Genomic DNA, 20,913 nt, shown 5'->3' on the forward strand with positions numbered 1-20,913 from the left:
CGCTCATTGCCTGGCATCAGGAGACCCTGAAACAAGTTCAGGGTGACGAAACTAGGTTGTGAGCGGCGTCCATTTCTCATCCTCAGGCAGTGGCGCGAAGATGCTGTCGAGCAGCTCGTCGGTCACGCCCTCTGGTGTGGCCGGATCCCATTGCGGGCTGTTGTCCTTTTCGATAATCAGCGCGCGGACACCTTCGATGAAATCATGTCGCTGCACCACGCGTGAGCCGATAGCATATTCCTGCACCATCTGGCTGGCAAAGTCGGGCATTTCCGCCCCCTCCTTCAACTGGCGCAGTGCCACCTTGCAGGTTTGCGGACTCTTGGTGCCAAGCGTGTCGCGCTCTTTGACTGCCCAGTCGTCATCGCTGGCCTCAAGCGCAGCCAGTATCTCTTCATAGATATCCGAAGCGAAATAGCGGTTGATCTTGTCGATATTGCCCATAATGCGCGCTTCAGGAGCAGTGGCGGAAAGATCACCCAAAATCCCGCTTATCCGACCAGGATGTTCCGCTATGCGTGCCTTGGCCTCATCCAGTGCTTCGGACGGCAGATAGTGCGTTGCCAGTCCGAGAGCCAAACACTCAGCACCATCGAGCCGCGCGCCGGTCAGTGCCAGAAAATGCCCTACCCGCCCTTCAAGTCGGGGCAGATACCAGCCACCGCCGACATCGGGAAACAGGCCGATACCCGTTTCGGGCATGGCAAAACGCGTATTCTCGGTGGCGACGCGATATTGCGCGGGCTGCGAAATGCCGACACCGCCGCCCATGGTGATGCCATCCATAAAGGCGACGACCGGCTTTGCATAGGTGAACAGCAGATGGTTGAGGCGATATTCGGTATGGAAGAACTGCTGCGCCTCGATACCGTCCTTCGCTCCGCTTTCGGCCAGCATGCGGATATCGCCGCCGGCGCAAAAGCCCCTGCCCTCGCTATGGTCGATAATAACGGCTTCTATCGCATCATTCTCCGCCCAGCCTTGCAGCGCCTCAATAATACCCTCGCACATGGCAAGATTGAGCGCATGGATCGCCTTCGGGCGATTGAGGCTGATGCCGCCAATGCGGTTTTCGGTGGTAATAATCAGGTCCTGGGTCATGGCTTTATCATTATCCGTTCGTGTCGAGCGAAGTCGAGACACTTTGCGTTATTGCCATCATCTCTCGACTGGGCTCGAGATGAACGTGAGGCGAAGGTTTTACTGCCGCATCATCTCACGCGAAATGATCATCCGCATCACCTGATTGGTGCCTTCCAGGATCGAATGCACGCGCAGGTCACGCCAGAAGCGTTCGATCGGGTAATCCTGCAAATAACCATAGCCGCCGAACAGTTGCAGCGCGTCATTGACAATCTTAGAGCCACTATCGGTCGCCAGACGCTTGGCCATCGCGGCGAATTTGGTCTTGTCAGGCGCATTGGCGGTAACCTTGGCAGCAGCGGTGTAGAGCAGCCAGCGCGCTGCCTCTAAATCGGTAGCCATATCGGCAAGCGTGAACTGGGTATTCTGAAAGTCGATGATGCGCTGGCCGAATTGCTTGCGGTCCATCGTATACGCCATAGCTTCATCAAGACAGCGTTGCGCCCCGCCAAGCGAACAGGCGCCGATATTGAGGCGACCGCCATCCAGCCCCATCATCGCAAAGCGGAAACCGTCGCCCTCAGCACCAACGCGATTAGTCACCGGCACGCGAACATTGTCGAGCAGAACCTGCCGTGTCGGCTGCGAGTTCCAGCCCAGCTTCTTCTCAAGCGCACCGAAGCCCAAGCCTTCCATGCCTTTTTCCAGAACAAAACAGCTAATGCCTTTGGGGCCATCCTCGCCGGTACGCGCCATCAGCACATATACTTCATTCTCGCCCGCACCAGAGATAAACTGCTTGGCGCCATTGAGGACATAATGGTCATCCTCCAGCTTCGCGGTGGTCTTCATCGCCGCCGCATCGGAGCCGGAGCCCGGCTCGGTCAGGCAATAGCTGGCGATCTTGTCCATACACACCAGATCGGGGAGATAGCGATCCTTAAGCTGCTGATCGCCAAAGCTGTCAATCATCCAGCTCGCCATATTATGGATCGAGATAAAGGCGCTGGTCGAAGGGCAGCCATAGGCCATCGCCTCCATAATCAATGCCGCCTCAAGCCGTCCAAGGCCGATGCCACCCGAAGCCTCGGAGACATATATCGACCCAAAGCCAAGATCGGCGGCTTTTTTAATCGTCTCACGCGGGAAGATATGGTCCTCATCCCATTTGGCAGCATGTGGCGTGATTTCATCCGCCGTAAATTTCTGCGCCATATCCTGAATGGCGAGCTGGTCTTCGGTGAGAGAGAATTGGTCGGTCATACGGAACTTTCTTCGAAGGGATTCACAATTCGGAGCTGATCTTCAATCACCAAACCGTGCTGCATGTCTTCAGAATAAAGAATGGCACAGCCGTCCAGAAGCGCTGCTGAAACTATCAAGGCATCAAAAAAGGAGAGATTATGAAGCGACGTAAGCCTCAGAGCCTGCTTATGCACAGCCAAGTCAACAACCCTCACGGACAAAGCGGCATATGCAAGTTCCGATAGCATTCGGGTCAGCTTTTCCGGTCCTGCAAGGCGCTTTCTTTGTATCACATTGGCAAATTCATTGAGGAGCTGGACACTTATCGCTGGAGCATTACCGACAAGCTTGTCCGCAATAAGGCGCTTCTCATCATCAGCAAAAGCGTAGATGGCGATATTGGTATCGATCGCAAAGGCCTTGTTCACCGCGCATTTGCCTCTTCCCGATCAAACTTATAATCAGGCGGCAATTCAATTCGCATCTTACGAATATTCTCTATTGCTTGCTTTCTCCGATCTTCGCGCTGTTTCTGGAGCATTTCCTCAAACACGGCGTTATCAATTTCGTCGCCTTCCTTAAGTCCGTACTTTTCAACAAGCGCCATCGGCAATCGCAATGCCAAGCTTCTGCCCCAGCGTCCGAGTTGAATGCCCATCATAATCTCCTATGATATCACATTGTGATATGCCACAAATAGCCAACCAATACAATCACCCACGATGGGTCAGATACTATTTCCCACAATCGCTTCTGCTTCTATTTCGATACGCCATTCAGGCCGGCACAGTGCCGCGACCTGGACCATCGTTGCAACCGGTCTGACGTCTTTAAAAAACTCCGCATGCACCGCGCCGATGGTGTCTTGATCATCAATATCGGTGAGATACATGCGGGTTCGTACCACATTGCTCAGCGAGCCACCCAATTCGGCAATAGATCGCTCGATCAGTTCAAAACAGCGCCTGGCTTGCTCGGCGGGGCCGCCTGATGTCGAGCTGCCATCATCTTCAATCGGCCCTGTACCGGCAACATAGATATGCGGGCCCACTCTTAAGGCCCTGCTAAAGCCGAAAGCCTCTTCAAAAGGAGAGGCGGACTCCGTGGTTTCTCTCAACCCCATGACTTACCCCATGGTCGGGATAACAAAGGCATTGTCGCCGCTGTCCGAACCATCGGGCCAACGCTGGGTCACGGTTTTGATCTTGGTCCAGAATTTGACGCCCTCCATACCATGCTGGTTGGTGTCGCCAAAGGCCGAGCGCTTCCAGCCACCGAATGTGTGATAGGCAACCGGCACCGGGATCGGTACATTGATGCCGACCATGCCGACATTGACCCTCGCCGCAAATTCACGTGCGGCATGGCCATTGCGGGTGAAGATCGCGACGCCATTGCCATATTGGTGTTGGCTGGGCAGCGCGAGCGCTTCCTCGAAATTCGCGGCGCGCACCATCTGCAATACGGGGCCGAAAATCTCTTCCTTATAACTTTCCATATCAGGCTTCACATGGTCGAAAAGACTGGGGCCGATAAAGAACCCTTCCTCATGCCCCTGCAGCGAAAAGCCGCGGCCATCGACGACCAGTTCCGCGCCCTCATCAACACCCTTCTGGATCCAGCCTTCAACCTTGTCCTTATGCGCGCCGGTGACTACAGGACCGTAATGCGCCTCAGGATCGGTGGAGACGCCGACACGCAGCGCAGCGATCGCCGGGAGTAGTTTCTCACGCAGCCGCTCGGCAGTGTCTTCACCCACCGGGACAACAACCGGCAGCGCCATGCAGCGTTCACCCGCAGAGCCGAAGGCCGCACCGGACAGGTCGTTCACCACCTGATCAAGATCAGCATCGGGCATAACAATGCCATGGTTTTTGGCACCGCCCATGGCCTGCACGCGTTTGTTTTTCAGCGTGCCTTGCGAATAGATATAATGCGCGACATCGGATGAGCCGACAAAGCTGATCCCGGCAATATCAGGATGCGCGATAATCGCATCGACCATTTCCTTGTCGCCATGCACGCATTGCAAAATGCCTTCCGGCGCGCCTGCTTCGACCATCAACTCGGTAAGCCGCACGGGCACGCTAGGGTCACGTTCCGAGGGTTTCAGGATAAAGGCATTGCCCGTCGCCAGCGCCGGACCAAACATCCACATCGGGATCATCGCCGGGAAGTTGAACGGCGTAATTCCTGCGCCAATGCCGAGCGGCAGCCGCATCGAATAGACATCAATGCCCGGGCCTGCACCCTGACTATGTTCGCCCTTCACCGCATGGGGAATGCCACAGCAAAATTCGATCACATCCAGCCCGCGTTGCACATCGCCCTTGGCATCGGCAATCACCTTGCCATGTTCGGACGACAGCAGATGCGCCAGTTCATCAATATGCGCTTCGACCAGCTGCTTGAAACGAAAGAGAACCCGCGCGCGCTTTTGCGGATTGGTCGCAGCCCATGCCGGTTGCGCGGCTTTTGCCGCCTCAACCGCCTTGTCGAGTATCGCTGCATCCCCAAGCGTCACCTCTGCCTGAACATAGCCGTTATTGGGGTCATAAATCGGCGAGGTGCGCCCTGCTCCGCCCTCATGGCCACCGGCTAGGACATGATCGACTGTACGCATGATGTTTCTCCTGGGGATGTTCTTTTCTATGCGCCGGCTTATGGGCCGGAACCCTTGGATTCTCAAGATTGTTATTGCGGCGCCGGTTGAAACAAAACACACCTTTTGCGCTGCTGCCGGTAATTCTGTTGCTCACCGGATTATGCGGTGATGCGGGCTTGTGTATTTCCCTCGCTTGCGCCAAGGCCGCAGCATGGCGTTCACCGCTCCCACCTTGCAACAGAACCGGCCTGCGCAAGGCTTGGCCATGCGTCTGCTTGCTGTGTTTGCATTGGCAACAATGATGGCGCTCGTCAAAATGGCGGCGGATCGCGGCGTCAATACATTGGAGAGTGTATTCTATCGCCAGGCGATAGCAATCTTGTTCCTTATTCCCATCATATTGAGCCAAGGCGGTTTTGCGACTGTAAAGACACAACGCTTGGGTACGCATATGCAGCGGTTGCTGGTTGGCCTGACCGGGATGATGTTCAACTTTGCCGCGGTGTCGCTGCTCCCCCTGGCCGAAGCCACGTCTATTACCTTTACGGTCCCGATTTTTGCGACATTGCTGGCAATTCTCCTCTTGTCAGAAAGCGTTGGCTGGCACCGTTGGAGCGCGATATTGGCGGGCTTTGCTGGCGTGTTGATCATCGTCCAGCCCGGGGGTGGCGCAATCGCGTGGCAAGGCGCATTGGTTGCACTGATTGGGGCGCTGCTGACCGCCTTGGTCAGCATCATTATCCGCTCCTTGGGAAGCACCGACAAACCGGTTACCGTCGTCTTCTGGTTCACACTTTTGTCACTGCCGCCACTGAGCATAGGCATGTTCTATTATGGCGCTTTGCACGATGCCGAAACATTCCTTATTATCGCCGGGATAGGGCTGTGCGGCGGTGTAGGTCAGCTGGCGCTCACCAGTTCGCTGCGGCTCGCACCGGTGTCCATAGTTCTCTCCGCTGACTATACCAGCCTGATATGGGCGACTTTTTTCGGTTGGCTAATCTGGCAAAGCTGGCCCTCGGTCTGGACATGGATCGGCGCGCCGCTGATTATCGGCTCCGGGCTGTATATCGCATGGCGCGAGCATAACTTGGCCCGACGCCCGCAATATCGACACGAGGCCAAGGAGCAAGCCGAAGCTAATTGACCTGCCGGTCCTTACCCTCCCAATAAGGTGCGCGCAGCTCCCGCCGCAAAATCTTGCCCGAGGCATTACGCGGCATTTCGGGGATCACATCAATGGACTTGGGTACCTTGTAAACCGCCAGAGATTCTCTCGCGAACGCGATGACCTCATCGCTTTCTATTTCATGTCCGGGCCTTGGCACGATCACCGCCTTGACCGCCTCGCCCCATTTATCGTCAGGAACGCCTATCACTGCTGCCTCCAACACCGCCGGATGGCTATAGAGTGTATTCTCCACCTCAGCCGGATAAACATTCTCACCCCCGGAGATGATCATGTCCTTCACCCGGTCATGGATATAGACATAACCATCCTCATCCATATAGCCGGCATCGCCAGTGTGCAGCCAACCCTCCGGGTCGACAGTCTCGGCAGTCTTTTCCGGTTGCTTCCAATAGCCGAGCATATTCGCCTTGCTGCGGGTAACAATCTCGCCCACCTCGCCCGTAGCTACCGATGCATTGTCGCTATCAACAATACGCACCTCTACTTCCGGCATTGGCAAGCCCGCAGAGCGCATACGTTTATTGCCTTCCGGGTCATGGTCAGAAGGATGCAGGCAGGTAAAAGTGCCGGTTGTCTCGGTCATGCCATAATGCTGCACAAAGCCGCAGCCGAGCACCTGCATAGCCTGTCGCAACAGCGCCAGTGGCATGGGCGACGCGCCATAATGCATATAGCGCAGGCGCGAAAAATCGGTCTCGGCCGCACTTGGATGGTTGATCAGCATCTGAATCGCAGTCGGCACGAGAAAAATGTTGGTGACACCGGCTTCTATGGAATCCAGAACACCCGCCGGGTCATATTCGGGCAGAAAATAAGCGGTTGCGCCTGCATGGAGGAACATAGAGGTATAGCCCGAACCGGCAATATGCGCGATCGGCATGACCACCAGGCCCTTGTCATTTTCATCAAGCCGGGCCCAGTCATAATCCGATTCCTCAACCGCCTGCCTCAGGCCGAACAGATTGCGATTGCACAAGGTCGCGCCTTTGGGGAGGCCAGTGGTGCCGGAAGTGTAGAGCTGAAGAACGCCATTTTCGGGATCTGTCGGTGGCAATTCCGCATCGTTCGGCTGCGCCGCCATCCAGTCGACCAAGCTAGTCAAATGCTCACAGCCATGGGTGCACACTATGGTCTCCAGCTCCGGGCACTTTTCTTTGGCATCGCGCGCCATAGTCGCAAAGTCAGGTTCAGACAGCATCCATTTCGCGCCGGTGTCCTGCAAGATATAACAAATCTCCGGAAGTGCCAGACGCCAGCCAATCGGCGCAATCACCAGCCCGGCCCGGCTCGCCGCCACCATGAGCATCGCGTAGGCAGCACGGTTCTTACCCAACCAGGCAATGCGATCGCCGGTCTTGAGCCCCGAACCGACAAAGGCCTTAGCCAGTGCAGTGCTCTTCTCCGCCAGTTCAGAATAGCTGTAGCTGCCATCGGCATCCTCGAGCGCAATATGCTCCGGACGCCGCTCAGCCCAATAATCCACACATGCATGAAAAGACCCGCGCGGGTCTGTTGCTTCGGTCATTATCTACTCTCCCAATGGTTGCACTTTGGTGCATTATCGTTTTTGCGGCACTATGCGCTGTTTACGCCTTGCCGGTAATTAATGCTGATAGTTGCCCGAAAGGGATGCAACACGCAATGATTGACCGGGCCAGATAGATTTTTTTAATGATTCTTGTGGCCGGAGAAGGCTCGCAACTATGCACTTACGCGACGGAACATCAAAGATAGGTTGTTCGCTGGCATTACTGTTACCATTGGTTCGGCAAAGCCTTGCTTCGTAGCGATGCATGACACATCTTCCAGCGCGCGAATGCCCCAGCTTTGGTCTCGACTGCGCAAATTCTGGTCGAAAGCGATATTGCTCGGTGCGGTTCCGACATTGGCTTGTAAGAATGGACCATATACAAACAGCAGCCCGTTCCGCCCGAGCCATTGCGCACTACATTTGAACAGCGCTTCTGTCGCTTCCCATGGGCTGATATGCAGCAGATTGGCGCACAGGATCGCATCAAAACTCGTCACGTCGAAGAGCCCTGCTGCATCACTATCCAGTAAATCCAAATGAACCGGCGGGCTGACATTCTCACCCTGTCCGCTTTCGGCTGTCCATGCCGCAATGGATCGCAACGCATCTGATGAAACATCACTGGGCTGCCAGGTGATATCGGGACGCCGGGCGGCAAAATGGGTGACATGTTGGCCACTGCCGCTGGCGATCTCCAGAACACGCGCGTTGTGCGGCAGTAATGGCAAAAGTATGTCGGCAATCACTTGCTTGTTGCGTTCCGCTGCAGCCGAGAATTTGCGATCTTCCGGGCCTGCCTCGCTCGCTATCCAGGGGGTCGAATCTGCCATTGTGGTTCCTATTCTAACACTATGGCTGGCCTTACCCAGCGATCATTCCTAGAGTAGCGCAATTGCAACCAAGAAAGACAGTCTGTTGGTAGAAAAAGCGAAAAAAGACGGGCCCAATGTGCGCTTTCCGCCGCCGCTGGTGTATCTTGGGTTTATCCTTTTGGGGCGTATCCTTGATACGCTGCTTCCCCTGCCTTCTATCGTGCCACAGGCCGAGTTTGAATGGATTGGCGTAGCCCTGATCGCCATCGGCATTGCAATTGTTATAGTGTCCATGGGTCTGTTCAGCAAGGCGGGGGAAAACCCGGAACCCTGGACTGCAACGGAGGTTATCATCGCACGCGGACCCTATCGCCACAGCCGCAACCCGATGTATCTCGCCATGGCTATGATCATGCTCGGCTTTGCCTTTTGGCAGGACAGCGCGGGAACGCTATTCTTTCTGCCCTTCGCGGTGCTGGCGATTGACCGTTTCGTCATCCGTGCCGAGGAGGAATATCTTGCACGGCGTTTTGGCAAGGGCTTTCTGGATTATCAGAAGAAAGTGCGGCGCTGGCTTTAGCGCTTAGTCCTCTTTGTTGTTGTACTCCGACGCCAAATAGCCGCCAGCAGACTACCCATAACTACATGATAGACCGATGATATCGCGCTTGGAACGGGAGCGAGAGCGGCCTGCATTGGTGCAGCAAATTGCGCAGCAAAAGCGGGGGTTGATGCCAGAGACGAACCAAGGCCGCTATTCTGCATCCCCACTTCAATACTGATGGTCCGTCGTTCCGCAAAACCCTGACCGAGCAGTGCGGTCAGAACATAGCCGAGGCCAAAGCCGAAGACGTGGAGCAACAGCACCGCAAGCATCAAAACCCCGAAATGCTCTTCTATGAGCGGTTTGGATGCGGCGATAATGCCGGCGACGATAATCACCACTACCAGCGCCGAAACCAGCGGCGACACTGTCGAGACCCGATCCGCCGCGCGGGGGAAAAGTTGCTTGAGCACGACACCGGCAACCACAGGGATCAACACGATTGAGACCATATTCACAAACAGGTTCCAGCGATCAATCGCGACAAACTTGTCCGCCAGCCAGCCTGTGAGCAGCGGCGTGGCGATGATCGCCACCAATGTTGAGGCCATGGTCATCGTCACCGACAGCGCAAGATTGGCACGGGCGAGATAAGCGACAACATTTGACGCCGTGCCGCCTGGGCAGCAGGAAACAAGGATCAACCCGACGGCCAGACCGGGTTCGAGTGCGAACACTGTGGCAAGAGTCACACCAGCAATCGGCATAATCGTGAATTGCAACACTACTCCCGTGGCGACGCAGCGCGGGATTTGCGCGACGCGCTGGAAATCCTGCAGCGTAAGCGTCAGCCCCATGCCCAGCATGATGATGCCGAGCAGAACGCTGATCAGCGGCTGACCAAAAGGCTGAAAACGGCCATCAACCACCCAGAGGAAATGTGCAGGGACAAACCACGCCCAAAGCGTACCGAGCACCGTCCACAATGCGAACAGATTGGTCGCGCCTTGTACCAGACGCGACACGATGCTTCCTGTCACTCCGCGGCTTCAGCTTGTGGTTCCGGATCGCTCCAGACCAGCACCGGTTTGCGCGCGGCCTGTGTCTCGTCGAGGCGCTTGAGTGGTGCATGATGTGGTGCGGATTTCAGGCTCTCATCGCCCGCAATCGCGCGCTCTGCGACGGCACGGAAGGCGAGAATAAACTGGTCGAGCGCCGCCTTGCTCTCGGTCTCGGTCGGCTCGACCAGCATAGCGCCATGCACCACCAGCGGGAAGAACACGGTCATCGGGTGGAAGCCCTCGTCGATCAGGCCTTTGGCGAGGTCGAGAGTGGAAAAGCCCTCGGCAAAATTATCATCCGAGAACAATGCCTCATGCATACATGGTCCAGCCCCGGCAAAAGGCGCGTCGATCAGATCTTCCATCGCGCGCAGCACATAATTGGCATTGAGCACGGCATCCTCAGCCACCTGACGCAGGCCATCAGCACCGTGGCTGAGCATATAGGTCAGCGCCCGGGTGAACATGCCCATCTGGCCATGAAACGCCACCATGCGGCCAAAGCTCTGGTCATGATGCTCCTGCGCGGTCTCTTCCTCGATAATATGCAGCAGGCCATCATCGCCTTCTTCCACAAAAGGCAGCGGCGCAAAAGGTGCCAATGCTTCGGAGAACACGACTGGGCCTGAGCCAGGACCGCCGCCGCCATGCGGGGTAGAGAAGGTTTTGTGCAGATTGATATGCATCGCATCAACACCGAGATCGCCCGGGCGCACCCGACCGACAATGGCATTGAAATTCGCGCCGTCGCAATAAACAAAGCCGCCTGCTTCATGAACTGCATCGGAGATCGCTTTCATATCGCGCTCAAACAGGCCGCAGGTATTGGGGTTAGTGATCATCACACCCGCGACATCCGGGCCGAGGCGTGCTTTCAGCGCTTCCAGATCGACCCTGCCCTCTTCGGTCGCGGGGATATCCTCGACCTTATAGCCAGCAAAGGCCGCTGTCGCAGGATTAGTGCCATGCGCGCTGGTAGGTACAAGGATCACCTCACGCGCATCGCCGCGCGCTTCGAGTGCAGAACGGATAGCGAGAACACCGCACAGCTCACCATGGGCGCCTGCTTTGGGGGACATGGAAACGGCTGGCATATTGGTCAGCTTTTTGAGCCACTCCCCCAGCTCATGGATAACCCGAAGCGCACCCTGCACACTATGGATCGGTTGCAGCGGGTGGATATCGGCAAAACCCGGCATCCGCGCGACTTTCTCGTTAAGCCGCGGATTATGCTTCATGGTGCAGGAGCCGAGCGGGAACAGTCCCAGATCAATAGCATAATTCTGCCGCGACAGCCGGGTATAGTGCCGCACTGTCTCGCCTTCAGCGAGGCCGGGCAATCCGATAACCGTATCGCGCTCCAGACCGCCAAGACGGCTTTTCACTTCCGGTGCATCGGGAATATCGACACCGGTGCGATCATAGGCGCCGCTTTCAAAGATCAGCGGCTCTTTCAGCATCAACGCGCGGTTGCCAGTGGCGGTTGACGGGGCGCTGTCTGTTGCGGAGCCTTGCGGGGTGGTCTGACGACCGACACTATTCATGCTCATGCCGCAATCTCCTTCAGCGCCTGCTCCAGCCCGGCGGCTAAAGCCTCGATATCTTCGTCGGTGGTGGTTTCGGTCACCGCGACCACCAGACCATCAGCAAGCTCTTCAGCATCGGGATATAGTCTGCCGAGCGACACCCCGCCCAATATGCCGCGATCTGCCAATGTGCGAATAATATCGCGGGCATCGCGGCCCAGATGCACCGTGAACTCATTGAAAAAGCGGTCATTGACCAGCGACACGCCGTCAATCTGCTCAAGCCGTTCAGCAGTCTTGACCGCCATCGCGTGATTGACAGCAGCCAGTCGACGCAATCCGGCCTCACCCAGCAACGTCATATGGACGCTGAACGCCAATGCGCACAGGCCGCTATTGGTGCAGATATTGGATGTCGCCTTTTCACGGCGGATATGCTGCTCGCGCGTCGAGAGCGTTAGCACATAGCCACGCTCGCCATCGGCATCGACGGTTTCGCCACACAGCCTTCCCGGCATCTGGCGCACATATTTCTGTTTGCAGCCGAACAGGCCAACATATGGACCGCCAAACTGCAGACCGACACCGATGGACTGCCCTTCGCCAACAACAATATCCGCGCCCATTTCGCCTGGGCTCTTGATCGCGCCCAGTGCCACCGGCTCGGTGACAACCGCGATCAACAGCGCTTTATGCTCTGCAGCGCGCTCGGCAAGGCGGGTCATATCGTCAATGCGGCCCAAAATATCGGGATATTGTACCACGATACAGCTGGTATCGCTGTCAATCTGGTCGATCAGCGCATCATAGTCAGTCGCGCCGGAGAAATCGGGATGGCTGACGCGCAGATCATCCTTGGTAAAGCGCGCCATGGTCTGACAGACCGAGACATAATGCGGGTGCAGCCCCGAAGAGAGCAGCGCCTTGCCGCGCCGGGTGATACGCCGCGCCATAACAATCGCCTCCCAGCAGGCGGTCGAGCCGTCATACATGCTGGCATTGGCAACATCGCAACCGAAAAGCCGCGCCACCTGAGTCTGGAACTCGAACAGCATCTGCAGCGTGCCCTGAGCGATTTCGGGTTGATAGGGGGTATAAGCGGTAAGAAACTCGCCGCGCTGAATGATATGATCAACACTCGCCGGAACATGATGGCGATAAGCCCCCGCCCCCAGGAAGAAAGGCGCATTGCCGGCGACGCTGTTTTCTGACGCCAGCTTGGCCATATGCCGTTCCACCGCCAATTCGCTAGCATGGTTCGGCAGATCATGGATCGGCCCGTCCAGCACCGCGGCATCGGGGACATCGACAAACAGATCATTGATGCTCGAAGCACCGACCCGTGCGAGCATTTTGGTTCGGTCATTTTCGGTAAGAGGTAGATAGCGCATTGCAAAAAATCCCGGATTATCAAATCTCAGCTATAGAATGGGGTACGATGTCAGGCACTCTATCTGTGCAAACATAAAACATACCACGACAGGTAGCGTCGATTTTCCCCTTGATGGCGACGCGTTGAAACTGGAACGGTGCTGCACGATGGTCAAAACTTTTGTTTGCTCCAATGCTTAAACGGCGGTCCATTGCCTCCAACCATTGGTCGGACTCCCAATCGCCATATGCCACGGTCTCAGCATCATCTTTTGAGATGTATAGCGCGCAATCATATCCCGCACAGTGACCAAGCCAACCGTGCACTTCGACCGTCTGGCCATCGAGTTGGTGTATCCTCTCAATGGCTTCCTGAACTGAAATGGGTCCATCAGGCGGCACCTGCGTGCAACCAAACAGCACCAGAGAAGCAACGCAAGAAGCCATTGCTCGTAGCATTACAAACTCTCGACAAACGCTTTGTATCCCGCCTCATCCATCAGGCCTTCGAGCTCGGACGGATCAGAAAGCGTCAGTTTGAAAAACCAGCCATCACCTTCCGGATCGCTGTTCACCAGCGCCGGGTCGTCAGCCAGAGCGGCATTGCCCTCGGTCACGGTTCCGGAAACGGGTGCATAGACATCGCTGGCGGCTTTGACGGACTCAACGACGGCCGCGTCATCGCCCTTGCCCACCTCCTTGTCGGCTTCAGGCACCTCGACAAAGACGACATCGCCCAGCTGCTCCTGGGCATAATCGGTGATGCCGACAGTGGCGGTGTCGCCATCGACTTCGATCCATTCATGCTCATCGGTGAAATAACGGCTCATCAGGATTTTCCTTTCCGGCGATATCCATTGGGAACAAAGGGCATTTTGCTAACGATAATCGGCACCCGCTTGCCGCGCACTTCGGCTTCGAGCTGGGTGCCGAGTGCGGCATAATCAGCGGCGACAAAGCCCATGGCAATCGGCGCGCCAATGGTAGGCGCGAAACCGCCCGAGGTGATGACGCCAATCTCAGCATCACCCGCAAAGATAGGCGCACCCTCGCGTACGGGCATGCGGCCTTCTACAGTAAAGCCAACACGTTTTTTGTCGGGGCCATTTTCCAGCGCCGCCAAGATTCTCTCCGCACCATGAAAACCGCCCTCTTCGCGGCGCGCTTTGGAGATGGCGAATGTCAGATTGCCCTGCACAGGGTCAATTGCGGAATCGAGATCATGGCCATAAAGCGGCAATCCCGCCTCAAGCCGTAGGGAGTCGCGTGCGCCCAGTCCTATCGGCTTGACCTCAGGCTGTTCACACAGAGCATCGGCAAGTGCGGTCACATGCTCGGCAGGCACGGAAATCTCAAAACCATCTTCACCGGTATAGCCCGACCGGCTGATACCCAGCGGTACCTCGCCCCAAAGACAGGGCGCGGCATCCATAAAATAAAGATCATCTGGGCCCGACCAGCCTATTTCCAGACCGGCAATATCAAGTCGCGCCAGCGCTTCTGCTGCCTTTGGTCCCTGTAAAGCCAGCAGCGCTTGGTCTTCCATATGCACCAGCTCAATACTCTCGGGCAGCTGCGCGCGCATATAGGCGATATCCTGATGCTTCACCGCGCCATTGACGACGATATAGAGATGCTGCCCGCTATTGGTGATCATCATATCGTCAAGAATGCCGCCATCCTCGGCCAACAACAGCGAATAGCGCATCTTGCCGGGCTTCAATGCCGAGATATCGCCGGGCACAATCCGCTCCAGCGCCTCGGCAGCGCTCTCACCTTTCAGCTGTAGCTGGCCCATATGCGATACATCGAACAGACCGGCATTTTCACGGGTCCATTGGTGCTCGGCCATAATGCCTTCATATTGAATCGGCATCGAATAGCCCGCAAAAGGCACCATGCGCGCGCCTTTATCGCGATGCCATGCATCAAGCGGCAATGTCTGTGTTGCTTCATCACTCATCAGGTCAGCCTTCCGCATTACAGGTGCATATCAGCCAGCGATAAACTCGCATGCCGATAGCCCCCTCTGTCACGGAACCTGAGAGTTTTCGAACGGCGTGCTTTATGTCACTGCCATTCCTTACCCCTTCGGTGGCCCACCTTCGCTAAAGCTTCGGCGCGCGCTTTCCAGAGTACTCATATTTTCACAGCGCCATAACGGTCCCACAGCCTGAGAGTTTCCGGGGCGGTTGCTCCTTCGGCGGCCGGGCTGGACTCTCCATCCATTCCGACACTCTCCCGTTGCGACGCATCGACCTTTTCGGAGCCGATTCGAGCGCAAAAACTGTGGCGGATGGTCAAGAGGCTGTCAATTGGCGAGCCGAACGTCTTACCCGGTTTTTGCTGTCATTTGAGCAGCCAGTGCCAATAGCGAGTCATTATGATGCACATGGCGGTCAGAATCGTGCGCATCATCCTCATTACCAAGGGCTAATTGAGCGATAGCACGGGCAACATCGGCGCTGTCTATCGAGCCATAACGAGACCAGCCTCGCGGCAGCAGGCTATCCGTGATCGGCGCTAGCGCAAGCATCAGACCTTCGACAATTCTCGGGTCATCGACACGCTCGCCACGCAAAAGACCCGGACGGACTATATCAAGCCGGTCAAAGCCCAAAGCAGTCACAGACTCTTCCACCTCGCCTTTGGTTTGTTGATAGAGATTAGGGGATCTGGCACTGGCCCCGACCGCTGTAACTATAATCGCATGACCTGCTCCAGCAGCATGGGCTGCGGCTGCGCAGTCGAGCACAAGTTGATAGTCCACCGCACGAAAAGCGGCCTTGTTGCCACCGGCCTTTTTCAGCGTAATACCCAAGGCAGAGACAAAAACATGTGGCTTCCACTCGGCAATGGCTTCGGGCCATGCAGATGGATCGGCGACTTGATAGTCTGAAGGCATATCATTATCGCCGCGACGCACCAGCGCATGCACCGCAATATCATCGCGATCCGCGAGTAATGGGGAAATCTGGCGACCGACCAGACCGGTCGCGCCGACAATCAGGACGCGTTTTTTGGAATCAGACATTGCGCAGCCCCTTAGGGACCGGGCCAATATTCTCGGCATAGCGGTTTATCGCATAGCGGTCGGTCATTCCGGCGATAAAGTCTATGATTCTGCGGCCGGTCTGGATATCATCCTCGCTTGCTTCAGGTCGCCAGTCCTCGGGCAATCGCATGGGATCAGCACGATAATAGAGCGCCAACTCAGCAATAATATCGTGCGCGCAATCTGCTGCCGCCTGCTGATCAGGGTGAAGGTAGAGATTGGCATACATAAAGCGCTTCAGCTCGCGCTCTTGTACGGTCATGGCATCGGAAAAGCCACCGATAGTCAGACCGGCTTTACGCACATTATCAGCGCTGGCGATATTGTGTTTTGCAATACGATCCTTGGTCGCCGCGATAACATCATTGACCATCAGGCCGATCTGGCTGCGCACCATCTCACGCAGCAATGCCGCGTCGCCAGCATCGGGATAGGTGCTGCGAATATCTGCCCACAGCTCGGCCAGAAACGGCAGTTCCATAAGCTGCTCACGACCAAGAAACCCAGCGCGGATACCATCATCGATGTCGTGATTGTCATAGGCGATGTCATCCGCAATTGCAGCAATTTGCGCCTCCAGCGAGGCATGGCTACCAAGTTCAAGCGACAGCGCAGCATCACATTCCACCATCGACCAACCCGGTTCTGTCAATGGCCCGTTATGCTTGGCTAGACCTTCCATCACTTCCCAACTGAGATTCAGCCCTGGCCTATCGGGATAGGGCGAGTCCAACTGCATCAATGTCCGCAATGTCTGCGCATTATGATCAAAGCCGCCGCAATCGGCCATGACATCATTGAGCGCCCGCTCCCCCGCATGGCCAAAGGGTGGGTGGCCGATATCATGCGCCAAACATAGGGCTTCAGTGAGGTCTTCATTCAACCCCAGAGCGCGAGCAATGGCGCGGCCAATCTGGGCAACCTCCAGACTGTGTGTCAGTCGAACCCGGTAATGGTCACCATCGGGCGCGATAAAGACCTGTGTTTTATGGCGCAGACGGCGGAAGGAAATCGAGTGGATGACTCGGTCACGATCGCGCTGAAACGCATCACGCGGCCCGCGAACCGCGCTGTCTTTTTCCGGATGTAGGCGGCCCCGGCTCTGCGCAGGATCGGAAGCATAGAAAGCGCGGGTCATGCAATCGGCCTGTTATCGGGAATCATCGGAAGACTGGTCCGATTATAACCGTAATCAGCCCTCACCCAATATCCATTCGACCGCCGCATCGGCATGGATTTTCGTGCCGTCATAGATCGGCAGCACATTGGCCTTGGTGTTGACGATCATCTCCAACTCGGTGCAGCCCAGTACAACTGCCTCGACATCTTCCTTCTCGATATTGGTCAGGAAGGTCTTGAGCGTGCGCTCGGCATCGCGCGTGGCCTGACCCAGCATCAGCTCTTCGTAAATGATCCGGTCCAGTTCCTCGACCCGCTCCATATTGGGCGGGATCAGCTTGATACCGTGGCGCACCAGTCGCTGACGGTAAAAGCCCTCTGTCATGACATTGCGTGTGCCGATCAGAGCCGCCCGCTTGATGCCATCGGCCTGCATCTTCTCACCGACACAATCGGCGATATGAATGATCGGCAAGGACACCGCATCGGCGACATCATCATAGACTTTGTGCATCGAATTGGCGCAGATCAATATGGCGGTCGCACCGACCTGCTCAAGCCGCTTGGCAGATTCTGACAGTATCTTGCTGGCATGTCGCCATTGTTCAGGCGTATCGAGCCGTGACAGATCGCAAAAATTATGGCTTTCCATAACAATCGGACCGCTGCACATGCCGCCAGCGCGTTTCTGCACCGCCATATTGATATGGCGATAGTAGATTTCGGTAGAAGCCCAGCTCATACCGCCAATCAGGCCAATTTTGCGCATTACGCGATCCCTTCTTGGGCCCTGACCCTAGTCCAGCGCCTTAACGATTTCCTCGACCATCTTCTTGGCATCGGAAAGCAGCATCATCGTCTGATCCATATAGAACACATCGTTATCGACACCGGCATAACCAACGCCGCCCATGGAGCGCTTGATGAAGAAGACCTGCTTGGCCTTGTCCACATCGAACACGGGCATGCCATAGATGGGCGAAGATTTGTCGGTCTTCGCCGCCGGGTTCACCACGTCATTCGCGCCGATGATGAAGGCAACATCGGCCTGGGCGAATTCGCTGTTGATATCCTCCAGCTCAAACACCTCATCATAAGGTACGTTCGCTTCTGCGAGGAGTACGTTCATATGACCCGGCATACGGCCCGCCACCGGGTGAATCGCATATTTGACCTCAACATCCTTTTCTTTGAGCGCGTCAGCCATTTCCCGCAATATGTGCTGCGCCTGTGCTACCGCCATGCCATAGCCTGGGATGATGATAACCTTTTCCGCCTGTTCGAGCATAAACGCCGCATCATCGGCACTACCCTGCTTATAAGGCCGCTGCTCGCGCGGTGCGCCATCGGCTCCCGCGCTGTCATCTGCGCCAAAGCCACCGGCAATTACCGAGATGAAGCTGCGGTTCATCGCGCGGCACATGATATAGGACAGAATTGCGCCTGACGAACCCACCAGCGCACCGGTAATAATCATTGCGGTATTGCCGAGCGTAAAGCCCATGGCAGCCGCAGCCCAGCCCGAATAGCTGTTGAGCATCGACACCACCACCGGCATATCTGCACCACCGATCGGGATGATCAGCAGGAAGCCGATAATGAAAGCGAGTACCGTGATCCAGACGATCAACATGCCTTCTCCAGCGCCACCAGCGCCAGACACGGCATAGGTACCGATCAATACGAGGATTGCCGCCAGCGTGCCAAGATTGATCACGTGCCTCGCAGGCAAAAGGATCGGCGAGCCGCTCATACGGCCTGAGAGCTTGAGGAAGGCGATTACAGAACCGGAGAAAGTGATTGCACCGATAGCGATACCGAGGCCGAGCTCAATGCGGCTGACCATCAGAATCTGACCTTCCGCATCGACAATGCCAAAGCTCGCCGGGTCCAGCCATGCGGCGAGCCCGACAACAACAGCGGCAAGACCCACCAGCGAGTGGAAGCCAGCAACAAGCTCGGGCATGGAAGTCATCGCAATGCGACGGGCAATGACAAAACCAATGGCGCCACCAATAGCAATGGCGATGGCAATCTCATACCATGTGGCGAGGTTATGGGTGATCAGCGTTGTGCCAACTGCAATCACCATGCCGATAATGCCATTGCGGTTGCCCGCGCGACTGGTCGCAGGACTGGATAGCCCGCGCAGTGCCAGAATGAAGAATACGCCCGAAACCAGATAGGCGAGTGCAACCCATGGATTGACCGAGCCGCCATCAGCACCGGCGGCGAGAATGGAGAAGGTCATCGCTTACTTCTCCTTCTTCTTGTACATGGCGAGCATACGCTCGGTAACGGCGAAGCCGCCGAAAATATTGATGCTGGCCAGAACCACCCCGAACAGGCCTAAATATTTGGCAATCTGGCTTCCCGCTTCAGCCGAAGCAATCAGCGCGCCGACGATAATCACCGAAGAAATCGCATTGGTCACAGCCATCAGCGGCGTATGCAGCGCCGGGGTGACTGACCAGACGACATAATAGCCGACGAAGCACGCCAGCACGAAAATCGACAAAACCGATATAAAATCCATGAGCTATCCCTGATTAGCGGTCATCTGAATGCCGAACGGCGCGATGTTTCTCTTTCTTTTGCAAATATCTTGATGCGTGTCGAGCATCAGTCGCATGATATAAAAAGAAACGCCGGGGAAACTGTGCCCGGCGTTTCAAGATCGAATGGTTTTCTGCAACAAATGATGCGTTTAAGGTACAACGACGCCGTTAATGGCGTGGATGATACCGTTTGACTGTTCCAGATCAGCCTTGGTCACAAAAGCGTTGCCGTTTGTACCGGTCAGCTTGACCTGATCGGCTTCGATGGTTGCCGTAAGTTCGGTTCCTTCCACAGTTTTGATCTTGACGCTACCGCCACCGGCTTCGATCATCGCAATCAGCTCTGCCGATGTGATCTTACCCGGGACCACATGATAGGTAAGGATGCGCGTAAGGATTGCCTTGTTTCCTGGCTGTTTCAAGCCATCAACCGCGCCTTCGGGGAAAACGCCAAAAGCATCATTGGTCGGCGCGAAGACGGTGAACGGACCGGTGCTGGACAGCGTCTCAACCAGTTCAGCCGCCTGAACCAGGCCGACAAGCGTACTGAAATCTTCAGAACCGACGGCCGCGTCAACAATATGCGGTGATGGCGCAGGAACGAGCGCGGGGGCTGGTGCTTCGGTGGGAGCCGCAGCTTGTGCAGCGGCTGGGGCTTCAGATTCTTGGGCAAAGGCAGCACCAGCAGTCATCAGCGCAGCAACAGTCAGTCCGGTCAAACTCGTCTTAAACATGTAACATAGTCTCCATAATGTTATGCAAATTGCGTCACAAAGACGCATGAATGAACCAAAAGGTTCATAATCGGCTCAAAAAAGCCGAATTTCTGGATTTTAGGGATGAATATCTTTCTCGATGAGCGCTTAAGCGCCTGTGCGACCTGCTTTACTATCGTTTACGCAGGTAAAGCGTATCTGTCATGAATATGCAATGAAGGATATCGGCGAAAAATTCAGAAGTCTAATCGATCGATCGACGACTGACTATCATCTACGACCAGATTGTCAGATTCAGGATCGACAAAGTTGCATTCAGCTATTTGCTGCACTTCATTTCCATCAATCCGGCTGGTGAACTGCAGAGAGACATCTGGTCCGCCGGACTGCCAGTTAGAGCTGCTCCAACTATATGTGCCTGGCGCTTCAATCCTGCTTTTGACCCATTCTTCGCAGACCTTGGGACCGTCAACGCCCAGCATCTCGCAAGCCGCC

Annotated in this window: 23 protein-coding genes and 2 riboswitches; of the genes, 2 read left to right on the forward strand and 21 right to left on the reverse strand. The window is 56.0% G+C overall.

Going from position 1 to position 20,913, the window contains the following annotated elements:
* Positions 1–51 precede the first annotated feature (51 nt).
* The 6 genes from RB602_RS09985 to RB602_RS10010 all read right to left on the reverse strand — a co-directional run bounded on the left by RB602_RS09985 (position 52) and on the right by RB602_RS10010 (position 4,951).
* On the reverse strand, positions 52–1,101 hold the full coding sequence (locus tag RB602_RS09985; RefSeq protein ID WP_317080416.1) for an enoyl-CoA hydratase/isomerase family protein: 1,050 nt from the start codon (positions 1,099–1,101) through the stop codon (positions 52–54).
* 99 nt (positions 1,102–1,200) lie between these two features.
* Complete coding sequence (locus tag RB602_RS09990; protein WP_317080417.1) at positions 1,201–2,346, reverse strand: acyl-CoA dehydrogenase family protein; 1,146 nt, start codon at positions 2,344–2,346, stop codon at positions 1,201–1,203.
* Entirely contained in the window at positions 2,343–2,756 is a 414-nt protein-coding gene (locus RB602_RS09995; protein ID WP_317080418.1) for a PIN domain-containing protein, read from the reverse strand. The genes RB602_RS09990 and RB602_RS09995 overlap by 4 nt, the downstream gene beginning before the upstream one ends.
* Positions 2,753–2,989 (reverse strand): AbrB/MazE/SpoVT family DNA-binding domain-containing protein, encoded by a 237-nt coding sequence (locus RB602_RS10000; protein ID WP_317080419.1) that lies wholly within the window; start codon positions 2,987–2,989, stop codon positions 2,753–2,755. The genes RB602_RS09995 and RB602_RS10000 overlap by 4 nt, the downstream gene beginning before the upstream one ends.
* Positions 2,990–3,055: 66 nt before the next feature.
* On the reverse strand, positions 3,056–3,379 hold the full coding sequence (locus RB602_RS10005) for a RidA family protein (protein WP_317080420.1): 324 nt from the start codon (positions 3,377–3,379) through the stop codon (positions 3,056–3,058).
* 75 nt (positions 3,380–3,454) lie between these two features.
* Positions 3,455–4,951, reverse strand: coding sequence for a CoA-acylating methylmalonate-semialdehyde dehydrogenase (locus RB602_RS10010; RefSeq protein ID WP_317080421.1), 1,497 nt, complete (start codon positions 4,949–4,951; stop codon positions 3,455–3,457).
* A 193-nt stretch (positions 4,952–5,144) separates the two neighbouring features.
* Between RB602_RS10010 and RB602_RS10015 the strand changes: the two genes are divergently transcribed.
* The gene (locus RB602_RS10015) at positions 5,145–6,080 is read left to right on the forward strand and encodes a DMT family transporter (protein ID WP_317080422.1); all 936 of its coding nucleotides are present in this window, start codon (positions 5,145–5,147) and stop codon (positions 6,078–6,080) included.
* On the opposite strand, the gene RB602_RS10020 is transcribed toward RB602_RS10015, so the two are convergent.
* Together RB602_RS10020 and RB602_RS10025 are read right to left on the reverse strand one after the other, a co-directional pair.
* Positions 6,073–7,650, reverse strand: coding sequence for a long-chain-fatty-acid--CoA ligase (locus tag RB602_RS10020; protein ID WP_317080423.1), 1,578 nt, complete (start codon positions 7,648–7,650; stop codon positions 6,073–6,075). The genes RB602_RS10015 and RB602_RS10020 overlap by 8 nt on opposite strands.
* 176 nt (positions 7,651–7,826) lie before the next feature.
* On the reverse strand, positions 7,827–8,486 hold the full coding sequence (locus tag RB602_RS10025) for a DUF938 domain-containing protein (RefSeq protein WP_317080424.1): 660 nt from the start codon (positions 8,484–8,486) through the stop codon (positions 7,827–7,829).
* Positions 8,487–8,571: 85 nt separating this feature from the next.
* On the opposite strand from RB602_RS10025, the gene RB602_RS10030 reads away from it, so the two are divergent.
* Positions 8,572–9,048 (forward strand): methyltransferase family protein, encoded by a 477-nt coding sequence (locus RB602_RS10030; protein WP_317080425.1) that lies wholly within the window; start codon positions 8,572–8,574, stop codon positions 9,046–9,048.
* Here RB602_RS10030 and RB602_RS10035 read toward each other — a convergent pair.
* The 13 genes from RB602_RS10035 to RB602_RS10095 form a co-directional block, all read right to left on the reverse strand.
* Positions 9,045–10,052 carry a bile acid:sodium symporter family protein gene (locus RB602_RS10035; RefSeq protein WP_317080426.1) on the reverse strand — a complete coding sequence of 336 codons (1,008 nt, stop codon included), beginning with the start codon at positions 10,050–10,052 and terminating at the stop codon, positions 9,045–9,047. The two genes, RB602_RS10030 and RB602_RS10035, sit on opposite strands and share 4 nt — an antisense overlap.
* Positions 10,049–11,623 (reverse strand): aminomethyl-transferring glycine dehydrogenase subunit GcvPB, encoded by a 1,575-nt coding sequence (gene gcvPB / locus RB602_RS10040; RefSeq protein WP_317080427.1) that lies wholly within the window; start codon positions 11,621–11,623, stop codon positions 10,049–10,051. The genes RB602_RS10035 and gcvPB overlap by 4 nt, the downstream gene beginning before the upstream one ends.
* The gene (gene gcvPA / locus RB602_RS10045; RefSeq protein ID WP_317080428.1) at positions 11,620–12,990 is read right to left on the reverse strand and encodes an aminomethyl-transferring glycine dehydrogenase subunit GcvPA; all 1,371 of its coding nucleotides are present in this window, start codon (positions 12,988–12,990) and stop codon (positions 11,620–11,622) included. The genes gcvPB and gcvPA overlap by 4 nt, the downstream gene beginning before the upstream one ends.
* Positions 12,991–13,009: 19 nt before the next feature.
* Positions 13,010–13,429 carry a hypothetical protein gene (locus tag RB602_RS10050; RefSeq protein ID WP_317080430.1) on the reverse strand — a complete coding sequence of 140 codons (420 nt, stop codon included), beginning with the start codon at positions 13,427–13,429 and terminating at the stop codon, positions 13,010–13,012.
* Entirely contained in the window at positions 13,429–13,800 is a 372-nt protein-coding gene (gcvH, locus tag RB602_RS10055) for a glycine cleavage system protein GcvH (protein WP_317080431.1), read from the reverse strand. Before gcvH ends, RB602_RS10050 begins: the two co-directional genes overlap by 1 nt.
* Entirely contained in the window at positions 13,800–14,933 is a 1,134-nt protein-coding gene (gcvT, locus tag RB602_RS10060) for a glycine cleavage system aminomethyltransferase GcvT (protein WP_317080432.1), read from the reverse strand. The genes gcvH and gcvT overlap by 1 nt, the downstream gene beginning before the upstream one ends.
* 56 nt (positions 14,934–14,989) lie before the next feature.
* A riboswitch (glycine riboswitch) is annotated at positions 14,990–15,114 on the reverse strand.
* Between the two features lie 7 nt (positions 15,115–15,121).
* A riboswitch (glycine riboswitch) is annotated at positions 15,122–15,224 on the reverse strand.
* Between the two features lie 78 nt (positions 15,225–15,302).
* Entirely contained in the window at positions 15,303–16,004 is a 702-nt protein-coding gene (locus RB602_RS10065; protein WP_317080433.1) for an NAD(P)H-binding protein, read from the reverse strand.
* Positions 15,997–17,163: a deoxyguanosinetriphosphate triphosphohydrolase gene (locus RB602_RS10070; protein WP_317080434.1), complete on the reverse strand. Its 1,167-nt coding sequence runs from the start codon at positions 17,161–17,163 to the stop codon at positions 15,997–15,999. Before RB602_RS10070 ends, RB602_RS10065 begins: the two co-directional genes overlap by 8 nt.
* 54 nt (positions 17,164–17,217) lie before the next feature.
* Complete coding sequence (locus RB602_RS10075; RefSeq protein WP_317080435.1) at positions 17,218–17,913, reverse strand: aspartate/glutamate racemase family protein; 696 nt, start codon at positions 17,911–17,913, stop codon at positions 17,218–17,220.
* Positions 17,914–17,940: 27 nt separating this feature from the next.
* Positions 17,941–19,395 (reverse strand): NAD(P)(+) transhydrogenase (Re/Si-specific) subunit beta, encoded by a 1,455-nt coding sequence (locus RB602_RS10080; RefSeq protein ID WP_317080436.1) that lies wholly within the window; start codon positions 19,393–19,395, stop codon positions 17,941–17,943.
* 3 nt (positions 19,396–19,398) lie between these two features.
* Positions 19,399–19,680, reverse strand: a complete 282-nt coding sequence (locus RB602_RS10085) for an NAD(P) transhydrogenase subunit alpha part 2 (RefSeq protein WP_317080437.1) — start codon at positions 19,678–19,680, stop codon at positions 19,399–19,401.
* Between the two features lie 171 nt (positions 19,681–19,851).
* Complete coding sequence (locus RB602_RS10090) at positions 19,852–20,436, reverse strand: fasciclin domain-containing protein (RefSeq protein ID WP_317080438.1); 585 nt, start codon at positions 20,434–20,436, stop codon at positions 19,852–19,854.
* 218 nt (positions 20,437–20,654) lie between these two features.
* A complete protein-coding gene (locus RB602_RS10095; RefSeq protein WP_317080439.1) occupies positions 20,655–20,900 on the reverse strand; it encodes a hypothetical protein in 246 nt (81 codons plus the stop codon).
* Positions 20,901–20,913: the final 13 nt, after the last annotated feature.

The sequence above is a fragment of the Parasphingorhabdus sp. SCSIO 66989 genome (assembly GCF_032852305.1).
Lineage (GTDB): Bacteria > Pseudomonadota > Alphaproteobacteria > Sphingomonadales > Sphingomonadaceae > Alterisphingorhabdus > Alterisphingorhabdus coralli.

Excerpts from the sequence above, each read along its gene's own strand:
- RB602_RS09985 (WP_317080416.1), bottom strand. The coding sequence starts at position 1,101 with ATGACCCAGGACCTGATTATTACCACCGAAAACCGCATTGGCGGCATC.
- RB602_RS09990 (WP_317080417.1), bottom strand. The coding sequence starts at position 2,346 with ATGACCGACCAATTCTCTCTCACCGAAGACCAGCTCGCCATTCAGGAT.
- RB602_RS10000 (WP_317080419.1), bottom strand. The coding sequence starts at position 2,989 with ATGATGGGCATTCAACTCGGACGCTGGGGCAGAAGCTTGGCATTGCGA.
- RB602_RS10010 (WP_317080421.1), bottom strand. The coding sequence starts at position 4,951 with ATGCGTACAGTCGATCATGTCCTAGCCGGTGGCCATGAGGGCGGAGCA.
- RB602_RS10015 (WP_317080422.1), top strand. The coding sequence starts at position 5,145 with ATGGCGTTCACCGCTCCCACCTTGCAACAGAACCGGCCTGCGCAAGGC.
- RB602_RS10020 (WP_317080423.1), bottom strand. The coding sequence starts at position 7,650 with ATGACCGAAGCAACAGACCCGCGCGGGTCTTTTCATGCATGTGTGGAT.
- RB602_RS10025 (WP_317080424.1), bottom strand. The coding sequence starts at position 8,486 with ATGGCAGATTCGACCCCCTGGATAGCGAGCGAGGCAGGCCCGGAAGAT.
- gcvPB (WP_317080427.1), bottom strand. The coding sequence starts at position 11,623 with ATGAGCATGAATAGTGTCGGTCGTCAGACCACCCCGCAAGGCTCCGCA.
- gcvPA (WP_317080428.1), bottom strand. The coding sequence starts at position 12,990 with ATGCGCTATCTACCTCTTACCGAAAATGACCGAACCAAAATGCTCGCA.
- RB602_RS10050 (WP_317080430.1), bottom strand. The coding sequence starts at position 13,429 with ATGCTACGAGCAATGGCTTCTTGCGTTGCTTCTCTGGTGCTGTTTGGT.
- gcvH (WP_317080431.1), bottom strand. The coding sequence starts at position 13,800 with ATGAGCCGTTATTTCACCGATGAGCATGAATGGATCGAAGTCGATGGC.
- gcvT (WP_317080432.1), bottom strand. The coding sequence starts at position 14,933 with ATGAGTGATGAAGCAACACAGACATTGCCGCTTGATGCATGGCATCGC.
- RB602_RS10065 (WP_317080433.1), bottom strand. The coding sequence starts at position 16,004 with ATGTCTGATTCCAAAAAACGCGTCCTGATTGTCGGCGCGACCGGTCTG.
- RB602_RS10070 (WP_317080434.1), bottom strand. The coding sequence starts at position 17,163 with ATGACCCGCGCTTTCTATGCTTCCGATCCTGCGCAGAGCCGGGGCCGC.
- RB602_RS10075 (WP_317080435.1), bottom strand. The coding sequence starts at position 17,913 with ATGCGCAAAATTGGCCTGATTGGCGGTATGAGCTGGGCTTCTACCGAA.
- RB602_RS10080 (WP_317080436.1), bottom strand. The coding sequence starts at position 19,395 with ATGACCTTCTCCATTCTCGCCGCCGGTGCTGATGGCGGCTCGGTCAAT.
- RB602_RS10085 (WP_317080437.1), bottom strand. The coding sequence starts at position 19,680 with ATGGATTTTATATCGGTTTTGTCGATTTTCGTGCTGGCGTGCTTCGTC.
- RB602_RS10090 (WP_317080438.1), bottom strand. The coding sequence starts at position 20,436 with ATGTTTAAGACGAGTTTGACCGGACTGACTGTTGCTGCGCTGATGACT.
- RB602_RS10095 (WP_317080439.1), bottom strand. The coding sequence starts at position 20,900 with ATGCTGGGCGTTGACGGTCCCAAGGTCTGCGAAGAATGGGTCAAAAGC.